Origin of the sequence: Actinomadura bangladeshensis, assembly GCF_004348335.1 — a bacterium.
Lineage (GTDB): Bacteria > Actinomycetota > Actinomycetes > Streptosporangiales > Streptosporangiaceae > Spirillospora > Spirillospora bangladeshensis.
The window spans coordinates 1-10,497 of record NZ_SMJW01000266.1 but is presented as its reverse complement, the minus strand read 5'-3'; the positions used below and the strand labels follow the sequence as shown (position 1 = coordinate 10,497).

14 protein-coding genes are annotated in these 10,497 nt (G+C 73.6%); 5 read left to right on the top strand and 9 right to left on the bottom strand.

Features of this window, described 5'->3' with window-relative positions; genetic code table 11:
• From E1284_RS33760 to E1284_RS33750, 3 genes are all read left to right on the top strand, one after another.
• Nucleotides 1-504 (top strand): LysE family translocator (locus E1284_RS33760; RefSeq protein ID WP_131944223.1); only part of this gene is annotated, 504 nt, incomplete at its 5' end.
• A 45-nt stretch (nt 505-549) separates the two neighbouring features.
• Nucleotides 550-1,299 (top strand): SDR family NAD(P)-dependent oxidoreductase, encoded by a 750-nt coding sequence (locus E1284_RS33755; RefSeq protein WP_131944222.1) that lies wholly within the window; start codon nt 550-552, stop codon nt 1,297-1,299.
• Nucleotides 1,300-1,321: 22 nt separating this feature from the next.
• The gene (locus tag E1284_RS33750) at nt 1,322-1,693 is read left to right on the top strand and encodes a MerR family transcriptional regulator (RefSeq protein WP_131944221.1); all 372 of its coding nucleotides are present in this window, start codon (nt 1,322-1,324) and stop codon (nt 1,691-1,693) included.
• A 42-nt stretch (nt 1,694-1,735) separates the two neighbouring features.
• Here E1284_RS33750 and E1284_RS33745 read toward each other — a convergent pair whose 3' ends face one another.
• Nucleotides 1,736-2,197 carry a nuclear transport factor 2 family protein gene (locus tag E1284_RS33745; RefSeq protein WP_131944220.1) on the bottom strand — a complete coding sequence of 154 codons (462 nt, stop codon included), beginning with the start codon at nt 2,195-2,197 and terminating at the stop codon, nt 1,736-1,738.
• 103 nt (nt 2,198-2,300) lie between these two features.
• Here E1284_RS33745 and E1284_RS33740 point away from each other — a divergent pair, with 103 nt between their 5' ends.
• Entirely contained in the window at nt 2,301-2,900 is a 600-nt protein-coding gene (locus tag E1284_RS33740) for a TetR/AcrR family transcriptional regulator (RefSeq protein ID WP_131944219.1), read from the top strand.
• On the opposite strand, the gene E1284_RS33735 is transcribed toward E1284_RS33740, so the two are convergent.
• The 5 genes from E1284_RS33735 to E1284_RS33720 all read right to left on the bottom strand — a co-directional run bounded on the left by E1284_RS33735 (nt 2,868) and on the right by E1284_RS33720 (nt 7,465).
• Nucleotides 2,868-3,314 carry a winged helix-turn-helix transcriptional regulator gene (locus tag E1284_RS33735; RefSeq protein ID WP_131944218.1) on the bottom strand — a complete coding sequence of 149 codons (447 nt, stop codon included), beginning with the start codon at nt 3,312-3,314 and terminating at the stop codon, nt 2,868-2,870. The two genes, E1284_RS33740 and E1284_RS33735, sit on opposite strands and share 33 nt — an antisense overlap.
• 21 nt (nt 3,315-3,335) lie before the next feature.
• The gene (locus E1284_RS33730; RefSeq protein WP_131944217.1) at nt 3,336-4,499 is read right to left on the bottom strand and encodes a thiolase family protein; all 1,164 of its coding nucleotides are present in this window, start codon (nt 4,497-4,499) and stop codon (nt 3,336-3,338) included.
• Between the two features lie 420 nt (nt 4,500-4,919).
• Nucleotides 4,920-5,084 (bottom strand): hypothetical protein, encoded by a 165-nt coding sequence (locus E1284_RS41980; RefSeq protein WP_165965529.1) that lies wholly within the window; start codon nt 5,082-5,084, stop codon nt 4,920-4,922.
• Between the two features lie 48 nt (nt 5,085-5,132).
• Nucleotides 5,133-5,804: a response regulator gene (locus tag E1284_RS33725; protein ID WP_131944216.1), complete on the bottom strand. Its 672-nt coding sequence runs from the start codon at nt 5,802-5,804 to the stop codon at nt 5,133-5,135.
• On the bottom strand, nt 5,801-7,465 hold the full coding sequence (locus E1284_RS33720) for a sensor histidine kinase (protein WP_131944215.1): 1,665 nt from the start codon (nt 7,463-7,465) through the stop codon (nt 5,801-5,803). Before E1284_RS33720 ends, E1284_RS33725 begins: the two co-directional genes overlap by 4 nt.
• 305 nt (nt 7,466-7,770) lie before the next feature.
• Here E1284_RS33720 and E1284_RS33715 point away from each other — a divergent pair, with 305 nt between their 5' ends.
• The gene (locus tag E1284_RS33715; protein WP_131944214.1) at nt 7,771-8,019 is read left to right on the top strand and encodes a hypothetical protein; all 249 of its coding nucleotides are present in this window, start codon (nt 7,771-7,773) and stop codon (nt 8,017-8,019) included.
• A gap of 52 nt (nt 8,020-8,071) precedes the next feature.
• Here E1284_RS33715 and E1284_RS33710 read toward each other — a convergent pair whose 3' ends face one another.
• The 3 genes from E1284_RS33710 to purU form a co-directional block, all read right to left on the bottom strand.
• Complete coding sequence (locus E1284_RS33710) at nt 8,072-8,635, bottom strand: hypothetical protein (RefSeq protein WP_131944213.1); 564 nt, start codon at nt 8,633-8,635, stop codon at nt 8,072-8,074.
• Nucleotides 8,636-8,637: 2 nt separating this feature from the next.
• Complete coding sequence (locus tag E1284_RS33705) at nt 8,638-9,252, bottom strand: DUF6286 domain-containing protein (protein ID WP_131944212.1); 615 nt, start codon at nt 9,250-9,252, stop codon at nt 8,638-8,640.
• Nucleotides 9,253-9,399: 147 nt separating this feature from the next.
• Entirely contained in the window at nt 9,400-10,248 is an 849-nt protein-coding gene (purU, locus tag E1284_RS33700; RefSeq protein WP_163057930.1) for a formyltetrahydrofolate deformylase, read from the bottom strand.
• Nucleotides 10,249-10,497 lie beyond the last annotated feature (249 nt).

Below are 10,497 nucleotides of genomic sequence, written 5' to 3'. Positions count from 1 at the left end.
GGCCTGCTCGCCACGGCCGGGGTCGCGACGAGCGAGGCCGTCCACGTGGCGGTGGCGGCGGCCGGGCTCGCCGCGCTGTTCGCGGCGGTGCCGGTCGCGTTCACCGTGGTGCGGGTCGTGGGCGCCGCCTACCTGATCTACCTGGGCGTCCAGACGCTGCGGCACCGCCGGGACGTCCCGGACGCGGCACCGGCCGGGGTGCCGGGACGCCGCGCCTACCTCAACGGGCTGCTGACCAACCTGCTGAACCCGAAGATGGTCACGTTCACCATCGCCTTCCTCCCCCAGTTCATCGATCCGGGGCTGGGGCACGTGTGGGCGCAGTTCGCGATCCTCGGTGCCGTCCTGATCGCGCTGGAGTTCCTCGTGGACGGCACGGTCGGCGTCCTCGCGGGACGCATCGGAGACTGGCTGCGCCGCCGCCGCACCGCCCAGCGCCGGCTCAACACGGCGGTGGGCACCCTCTTCATCGGCCTCGGCGTCCGCTTGGCCGCGGAGCGCTGACAGAGCTTGACCTTGACGCCGGCGGCAGGGTTCGAGAGTGGACGCATGAAGAAGCGTGCACAGGAGAGAGTCGCCGTCGTCACCGGTGCGGGGACGGGGATCGGGCGTGCCACGGCACGGATGTTCGCGGCCGAGGGGACGCGCGTCGTGGCCGTCGGCAGGCGGGCCGAGCCGCTCGCGGAGACCGCGGACGGCCACGACCTCGTCCACCCGCTGGCCGCCGACGTCACCGGTGAAGGCGCCGCCGAGGAGATCGTGCGGCAGGTGATGGACGTCCACGGGCGCCTGGACGTCCTGGTCAACAACGCGGCGATCGTCCGGAACGGGGCACTGGGCGCCGTCACCCCCGAGGCGATGGAGGCGCAGCTCGCGACGAACCTCGTCGCGCCCGTCCTGCTGGCACAGGCGGCGTTGCCCGTGCTGGGCGACGGCGCGGTCATCGTCAACGTCAGCACGTCCATCGGGCAGCGGGCGTGGCCGGGCAACGCGTTCTACGCGGCGACGAATGCTGCGCTGGAACTGCTGACCCGGAGCTGGGCGGTGGAACTCGCGCCGCGCGGTGTCCGGGTGGTGGCGGTGGCCCCCGGCGCGATCGGCACCCCCATCGGGCGGCACCAGGGGCTGTCCGACGACCAGCTCGCCGCCGTCCGGGCGTGGCAGATCGAGCACACGCCGCTCGGGCGGGTCGGGCGCCCCGAGGAGGTGGCGTGGGCGATCACGCGGCTGGCCGCGCCGGAGGCGTCGTTCGTGACGGGCGCCGTGGTCCCGGTGGACGGCGGTGCCGTTGTCGCCTGACCGGCATGTGATGATCGTGGGCATGCGCATCGGCGAGCTGGCACGGATCGCGGGGACGACGCCGCGCGCCCTGCGGCACTACGAGGAGGCGGGGCTGATCACCTCCCGCCGGGCGGCCAACGGCTACCGGATCTACGACGAGGGCGCGGTCGTGCGGGTGCGCAACATCCGGATCCTGCTGGGGGCGGGGCTGACGCTCGACGACGTCCGGGCGTTCTCGCCGTGCCTGGACGGGGACGTCGCGGCCGCGCCGCCGGCGGAGGAGAAGCTCCGGATCGCGTTCGACCGGCTCGCCGTGCTGGACCGGCGCATCGCCGCCCAGACCGAGGCCCGCGACCGGCTCGCCGCCGCCCTGCGCGAGGCGACCGGGCGGATCGCCCGTCCGGTCGCCTGACGCCGGTCGCCTGGCGCGTCGCCCGACGCCGGCCGTCTGGCGTCAGCGCAGCGGGATGTCGGCCCCGTGCTCGCTCTCGGGGCGCGGGCCGTGGATGCGGCGGTCGGCCTCGTCGATGCGCACGTCGTTGATGCTCGCCTCGCGGCGCCGCATCAGCCCGTGCTCGTCGAACTCCCACAGCTCGTTGCCGTAGCTGCGCCACCACTGGCCGCCCTCGTCGTGCCACTCGTACTGGAACCGGACGGCGATCCGGTTCTCGCGGAATCCCCACAGGCTCTTGCGCAGCGCGTAGTCGAGCTCCTTCTCCCACTTCTCGGTGAGGAAGGCGATGATCTCGTCCCGTCCGGTGACGAAGCGGTCGCGGTTCCGCCAGACGGAGTCGGACGTGTAGGCGCCCGCCACCTTGCGCGGATCGCGGGTGTTCCACGCGTCCTCGGCGGCCTGCACCTTCTGCCGGGCGGTCTCCTCGGTGAACGGCGGGTAGGGCGGGCGGTCTTCGGGCATCACGGCCTCCTCATATTGAGAACGTACGTTCTCTATCACTGTCGCCTAACCTAGGGAACGACCGTTCTCAACGTCAAGTTCGCAACGTCAAGCGGGAGTGTCGATGCCGGCCGCGATCACCGAGGAGCAGCAGGCCCAGGACCGCCGGGCACTGCTGGACGCCGCGGAGGACCTCTTCTACCGGCAGGGCATCCAGGCGGTCGGCATGGACGACCTGCGGAGCGCCGCCGGGCTGCCCCTCAAGCGCATCTACCGGCTGTTCCCGACCAAGGAGGCGCTGATCGTCGCCATGCTGGAGCGCCGCGACCTGCGCTGGCGGGGCGATCTGGCCGCCCACCTGGACGCGGTGGCCGACCCCCGCGAGCGCGTCCTCGCGCTGTTCGACTGGCTCGGCGCCTGGTTCGCCGAACCGGGCTTCCGCGGCTGCGCATGGGTGAACGCCCACGGCGAACTCGGGCCGTCGGCCCCGGCGATCGCGCAGGCGGCGCGCTCGCACAAGCGCGCCTTCCACGCCCAGGTCACCGCCCTGGTCGCGCCCGTGGCCCCGTCCGCCGCCGAGTCGATCCACCTGCTGGCCGAGGGCGCCATCGTGATCGCCGGCATCCACGGCGACCCCGCCGCGGCGGCGCGGGCACGGGCGGGCGCCCGCGCGCTCCTGGACGCGGCCGGATCAGGAGGTGCGGGCGCCGCGGCCGGTCGGTGAGTGGGCGCCCATGCGGGCCTCGTTGCCGCAGTGGCTGCAGACGACCAGCGGGCTGAGCGTGTCGCCGCACGAGTGCCGCCAGCGGACGGGCGGGTCGTTCGGGTGCAGGTGCCGGTCGCCCCACCGCATCAGGACGAGCAGCACGTCGCACAGTTCGAGCCCGGCCGGTGTCAGGTGGTACTCGTAGCGCACCGGGTGGTCGCTGTAGCGCTCGCGCCGGATGATGCCGTTCGCCTCCAGCTTGCGGAGCCGGGACGTGAGGATGTCGCGGGCCGCACCCGTGTTCCGGACGATCTGGTCGAACCGCCGCACCCCGTAGCTCAGCTCCCGGATCACGAGCAGGCTCCAGCGCTCGCCGACCAGCTCCAGGGTGTCGGCGACCGAGCATTCGCGCGGGTCGGCGTCCTTCGGCATGCCACGCAGCCTAGCCGCCGGTCAGAGCCGCTCGACGATGGTGGCGTTGGCCAGCCCGCCGGCCTCGCACATGGTCTGCAGCCCGAACCGTCCGCCGCGGTCTTCGAGGGCGTGCAGCAGCGTGGTCATGATGCGGGCACCGCTGGCGCCGAGCGGGTGGCCGATCGCGATCGCGCCGCCGCGCACGTTGACCCTGGCCAGGTCGGCGCCGGTCTCGCGCTGCCAGGCGAGGACGACCGGCGAGAACGCCTCGTTCACCTCGAAGAGGTCGATGTCGTCCAGCGTGAGGCCGCCCCGCCCGAGCACCTTCTCGGTCGCGGGGATGATCGCGGTGAGCATCAGGAGCGGGTCGTCGCCGGTCACGGCGAACGCGTGGAAGCGGGCGCGGGGGCGCAGGCCGAGGCGCTCGGCGACGTCCGCGCCCATGACCAGGACGGCGGCGGCACCGTCGTTGATCGGGGACGCGTTGCCGGCGGTGATCTTCCACTCGATCTCGGGGAAGCGCTCGGCCGTCCGCTCGTCGTAGTAGGCCGGCTGGAGCCCGGCGAGGATCTCCGGTGACGTCCCGGGGCGGACGGTCTCGTCCCACTGCCCCGTCCAGGCGACCTCCCGGTCGAACTCCCCGTTCTTCCACGCCTCGGCGGCGCGGCGGTGCGACTCGTGCGCGTAGGCGTCGAGCTCCTCGCGCGCGAACCCCCAGCGGGCGGCGATCAGCTCGGCGCTGATGCCCTGCCCGACGAGGCCGTCCGGGTACCGCTCGGCCAGCATCGTCCCCCACGGGTCGCTCCCCGGCAGGACGCTCGACCCCATCGGCACCCGGGACATCGACTCGACGCCGCACGCGATCGCGATGTCGTAGGCGCCGCTCTGCACGCCCTGCGCCGCGATGTGCAGGGCCTGCTGGGACGATCCGCACTGCCGGTCGACGGTCATGGCGGGGACGCTCTGGGGGAACCCGGCCGCGAGCACGGCCGTCCGCGTGATGTTGAGCGCCTGGTCGCCGACCTGCGTGACGACCCCGCCGACGACGTCGTCGACGTCGCCCGGCTCGATCCCGGCCCGCTCGACGAGCGCCTTCAACGTCCGCGCCAGCAGATCGGCCGGAAGCTCCTCGTGCAGGACCCCGTTCGCCTTCCCTTTGCCCACCGGAGTCCGCACGGCCTCCACGATCACCGCGTCCCGCACCACAGCCACCTCCGTTGTGTTTTCCAACTAACTCTCGCAGTATCCACCAACCAAGTTGGAAAACACAACCCACCGCCGCCTCACCGGTCGCCTGGGAATGTCGGCGGGATCGTCCCGGTCGGTGGGCAACAGCGAACCCGGGGGCCGCGGTGCCGTGGTCCCCGGGTCGTCGGGCCGCTCAGCGGGAGGGGCCCATGCCGTGGTCTGTCCGTTCCCTCCATGCGTCGAAGGGCCCCTGGGTGGAGCCGCCCGATTGTTCACGGTGGGACAAGCACGCCTCCTCGATGCCCTCGACTTTTACCTTCACTTCGGACGTTAGTCGCGTGTGCGGACATAACCACCCAATAGGTTCACAAGGGGGTGTCAAAACCGCACGCGAAAACGCCCGGACGACTCGCGTCCGGGCGCTGGGTGCGGCGGCTAGCGGCCCTTGAACATCGCGCGCATCTTGCGGGCGGCGTCCCCCGGTTTCCCCTTCCGGGGCGCGCCCGTGGCGGATTCGGCGCGGGACGGCGACGGCGGCGGGTCCTCGCGCTCCCGTTCGGTGTTCGTCCTGCCCTCGGGCTTGCCAGGTTTCTCGGTCACGACAACTCCCCCGATGTCGCATGCACGGTCGTCCCGTAGGTACCCCGTCTAGCCGGGATAGAAGCGCACTTCGGGACGGCCGACCTGACCGTAGTGGGGTTTGCGGCGTGCCAGGCCGTTCTGCGCCAGGTACTCCAGGTAGCGGCGGGCGGTGACACGGGAGACGCCGGTCAGGTCGGCGGCCGCGGCGGCGGACAGGCCGTCGGACGCGGCGGACAGCACGTCGGTCACGGCCTGCAGCGTCTCGCCGCTCATGCCCTTCGGCACCGTGCGGTGGCCGGGGGTGCGGAGGGTGGCGAGCATCCCGTCCACGTCGGCCTGGCCGCTGACCTCGCCGGCGCCCACGGTCTGCTCCCGGAAGCGGGCGTACCGGTCGAGCTTGTCGCGCAGGGACGCGAACGTGAACGGCTTCAGCAGGTACTGCACGACCCCGACCGAGACGGCCGAGCGGATCACCGCGAGGTCGCGGGCCGAGGTGACGGCGATGACGTCCACGTCGCGGCCACCGGCGCGGAGCGCGCGGCAGACGGTGAGGCCGTGGGTGTCCGGCAGGTAGAAGTCGAGGAGGACGACGTCGACGGTCGCGCGCTCGCAGAACCTGAGCGCGTCGGCCCCCGAGTGGACGACCCCGGCGACCGCGAACCCGGCGACCCGTTCGACATAGGTGCGGTGCGCCTCGGCGGCGACCGGGTCGTCCTCGACGATGAGCACTTCGATCATGGGTTGTCCAGGGGGAGTCGGACGGTGAACACGGCGCCGGTGTCGTGCCCCACGCGGAGCTCGCCGCCGCGCCGCCGGACGGTCTGGCCGACCAGCGCGAGGCCGAGCCCGTGCCCGACCGGCCAGCCGCCGGACGTCTTGGTCGTCCACCCGCGCCGGAACATGTCCGGCACGGCGGACGGTTCGATGCCCGGTCCGCTGTCGGACACCCGCAGCAGCAGCGTACCGGCGTCCTCGCGGGCGCTGACGACGACCCGGGGCGGCCGGACGGCCGCGTTCCCGATGGCCGCCTCCACCGCGTTGTCGATCAGGTTGCCGAGGATGGTGACGAGGTCGCGGGCCTCGACCGTCCCCTCGATCGCGGTGTCCTCGGTGATGACCAGCTCGACGCCCCGCTCGGCGGCCTCGGCCGACTTGCCGAGCAGGAGCGCGGCGAGGACGGGCTCGGTGACCGAGTCCACGACCCGGTCGGTGAGGCGCTGCGCGGTCGCGAGTTCGGCGGTGGCGAACTCGACGGCCTGGTCGGGGCGGCCCAGCTCGACGAGCGACACCACCGTGTGCAGCCGGTTCGCGGCCTCATGGGCCTGCGAGCGCAGCGACTCGGCGAACCCGCGGACGGTGTCCAGCTCGCCGGTCAGGGTCTGCAGCTCGGTGTGGTCGCGGAAGGTGACGACGTTCCCCATCGCCCGGTCGCGGGACCGGACGGGCGAGGTGTTCACCACCAGCACGCGGGTGTCGCCGACGTGGATCTCGTCCGCGCGCGGCTCCGGCGCGACGAGGGCGGCGACCAGCTCGGCGGGCAGGCCGAGGTCGGTGACGCGCCGTCCGCGCAGGTCGCGCGAGGCCCGGACCGGCGACCGGCCGGGCCGCGCCCGCGCCCGGCCGTCCGGCCGGTGGGCGCGCAGGTCGAGCAGGTCGAGGGCGGCGTCGTTGCACAGCACGACGCGGCCCGCCCGGTCGAGGATCAGCAGCCCCTCGCGGACGGCGTGCAGGATCGCCTCGTAGTACTCGAACATCTCCCGCAGCTCGCCGGGCGCGACGCCGCGGGTCTGCCGGCGCAGCCGCGCGGAGACGAGGTAGCTGCCGGCCATCCCGGCGGCGAGCACGAGCCCGGCGACGACGGCGAGGGCGATCAGCCGCTGCTGCAGCCGCCCGGTGATCACCCGGACGGTGATGCCGACCGCGACCAGCGCCACGACCTCGTGCCGGTCGCCGAGGACGGGCGCGACCGTCCGCACGGACGGGCCGAGCGTGCCGGTGTAGGTCTCGGTGAACGTCCGGCCGGCGACGGCGGGCGCGGTGTTGCCGACGAAATGCCCGCCGATCCGGGCCGGGTTGGGATGGGTGTAGCGGATGCCGTCCGGGCTCATGATCGTGATGAAGTCGACGCCGGTGTCGTGCCGGACGCGTTCGGCGTACGGCTGCAGCAGCGCGCTCGGGTCCGGCGCGGCGAGCGCCGCCCGGACGTTCTGCGCGTCGGCGATGCTCACCGCGACCGCCGTGACGGTCTGCCGCGCGCCGTCGTCGGCGGACCGCCCCGCGTCCAGGTAGGCCAGGACGGCGCCGGCCGCGACGAGCAGCCCGACGACCGCGGCCTGCAGCACCAGCAGTTGCCGGGCCACGCTCCAGTTGCCGGGCACCGCCCAGCGGGGACGCCGCATCGGCCCTCGCACCTCCTCGGAACACGCCGTGAACGAAATGTACACAAGCGTGACGGCCGTCACAGGTTCGCGCATAGTGTCGGGTGCAAGGACCACGGCCCCGCCGATCATGCTCCCGACCTGCGCGGCCCTCCCCCCACCGCGGGTGCCCGCCGTGTGCATGCGCCGCCCGTCCCGGCGCATGGGCGCCCGCCGACGAGCGAGCGCCCGTCCCGAGATGGGACGGGCGCCGCTCCTCCCCCGCCACTCCTACCGCAGCACCGGGCACGCCCGTTTCCCGGTGACCGGACGCCGAGGAGAACACCGTGCCCCATCCGCCCCGATACGTCCAACCGGTGCGGGCACTGGGCCGGAAGACCGCGCGCGCCGCCGCGGTGACCGGGCGCCGGAGGGCGGAGCCCGACGCCGCGCAGGCCCGCCGCACCCCGGCCGGCGAGGACCCGTTCAAGAAGGGCACCGTGCCGGCCGCCCACGCCTCCGCACGGACACCGGCGGGCACGAAACCGGCCGCCCTCAGACGGACCGCCCCGGCCGCCGGCATCGCCCCGGGGTGAGAGCTCGGCCGCCCGGTGCCAAGCGCCCCGGCATCGGGCGGCCGTTCGAGAGTCAGGCCGTTTCGGGTTGCGGGCGGCGGCGCCGGGGGCGCGCGAAGATCGGGCGGAAGCGGATGACCACTGGCAGGTCGGGCATGCCGATCGCGTGGCGGTAGCGCTCGACCGGGCCCGCGCCCAGTTCCCCGTACACCTCGCCGACGAGCGTGTCGCCGGCGCAGGAGACGTTCAGCAGGAGGCGCGGCTTGTCGGCCGTGCCGGTGAGGCGGATCCGGACGTCCTCGACACCGGGCAGCGCGCGCACGTCACGGTCGAGGGCGGCGGCGGCCGTCCGCGCCCGGACGCGGGTCTCGGCGTCCAGGTCGGGCCACCACTGGTGGACGAGGGCCCGGCCCTGCAGGACGAGCCACAGCTGGCCGGCGAGGGCCAGCAGTTCGGCGGCGCCCGCCGCGGCCGGCAGGAACCAGCCGGTGCCGCCGGCGAAGCGCACCGCCGCCGGGTCGAGCAGCGGCCGGCCCGACAGGGCACCGAACGCGTCGAAGACGCCCAGCCCGAGGGCGGCGGCGGAGGCGCCCGCCAGCAGCAGCACCGCCCCGGTCATCGCGATCGCGATCCGCATCGTCAGTCCTTCCGCCAGCCGAGCCGGACCTCGACCGGCGGCCGGTGCATCGGCTCGATCCGGTCCAGGCGCGCCTCGACGGCGGCCCGGACGAGGTCGGCCAGGTTCGACGGGTTCCGGTAGTGGGTGGCGGCCCGGACGAGCAGGGTCCGCCGGAAGACCGACAGGCCGCGGACGCGGGCGCGCTCGATGCCGGGGACCTCCAGGGCCGCGTCGGCGAGCGACCGGCGCAGCGCGGCGCGCCCGATGAGGCCGGCCTGGCGCGGGTCGGAGCCGTCCAGCGGCACTCCGCGCAGCCGGCCGGGCAGCGCGGCGGCCAGGAACGCGGCCCCGAGCGCGGCGGCCGCCCCAGCGACGACCAAGACGTCCGGGTCGCGCCAGGAGTACCGGCGCAGGACCTCCAGCAGCGTCGCGACGCCCGGCACCGGATGGACGGCGGACCCGAGCGCCGCGGCCAGCAGCTCGATCGCCGCCGCCCCGCCCGCCGTCGTCACCAGCAGCGCCGCGGCGAACCCCGCGAACGCGCGCCGCGGCCGGAACGCGCGGACGGCCAGCCGCCGCGCCTCCCGCCTGCTCCGCTCCTCCTCGATCAGGTCCTGGACCAACGCCTCGGCCATCGCCACCCCCGTGAGCCATCGGCACGTCCGACATCCTCACTCATCGTGAGGCATGACCACGCGGAGTGAAACTCGCCATGCCGACATCTCACGGAAAACCGCAGGTCAGCGTCAGCGGCGGCGGAGGCGGAGGCGTCAGCGCGGGCGTCAGCGGAAGACGACCGTGCGGTCGCCGTTGAGCAGGATGCGGTGCTCGGCGTGCCAGCGGACGGCGCGGGCCAGCGCCAGGCACTCGACGTCGCGCCCGACCGCCACCAGCTCCTCCGGGCTCTGGGTGTGGTCGACCCGCGCGACCTCCTGCTCGATGATCGGCCCCTCGTCCAGGTCGGCGGTGACGTAGTGCGCGGTGGCGCCGATCAGCTTCACGCCGCGCGCGTGCGCCTGGTGGTAGGGGCGGGCGCCTTTGAAGCTCGGCAGGAACGAGTGGTGGATGTTGATGATCTGCCCCGGCAGCTTCGCGCAGAAGTCGTCGGAGAGGATCTGCATGTACCGGGCGAGGACGACGAGGTCGGCGCGGTAGTGCTCGACCAGCGTGAGGATCTCCGCCTCCTGCGCCGCCTTCCCGCCGGACCCGGCCGGCAGGTGGTGGTAGTCGATCCCGTACGACTGGGTGAGCGGACGCAGGTCGGGGTGGTTGGACGCGACCGCGACGATGTCGATGTCGAGCAGGCCGGAGCGCGTCCGGTAGAGGAGGTCGTTCAGGCAGTGCCCGCCCTTCGACACCATGATCAGGACGCGCGGGCGCTCGGCGAGCGCGTGCAGCCGCCACTCCAGGCCGAGCTCGGGCACCAGCGACGCGAACGCGCCGCGCAGCTCGTCGGGGTCGGTGTCGTCGAGGGCCGCGAACTGGACCCGCATGAAGAACCTGCCGGACTCGCCGTCGCCGAACTGCTGGCTCTCCACGATGTTGCATCCGCGCTCGGCCAGCAGCCCCGAGACGGCGGCCACGATGCCGGGCCGGTCGGGGCATGACAGGGTCAGGACGAATTCGTTCAAGGGTCTCACTCTTATCGCGACGCGGCAGCTCAGAACGGTTCCTCCGAGCTTACGCGGCCCCCGCGCGTCCCGCCGCCGTCCTTCCACGATGTCCACGCGGCACGTCCGGCTTCGTCTACTCATGAGTAGTTTGAGGGTGTCCGTTGAGGTTAGTTTTGCCTCCATGCGGCGATTCCTGCTCGTGGTACTGGCGGTCACCCTCGTCCTGGCGGGCTGCACCGAGGAGCACGGCACGAAGGGCGGGGAGGG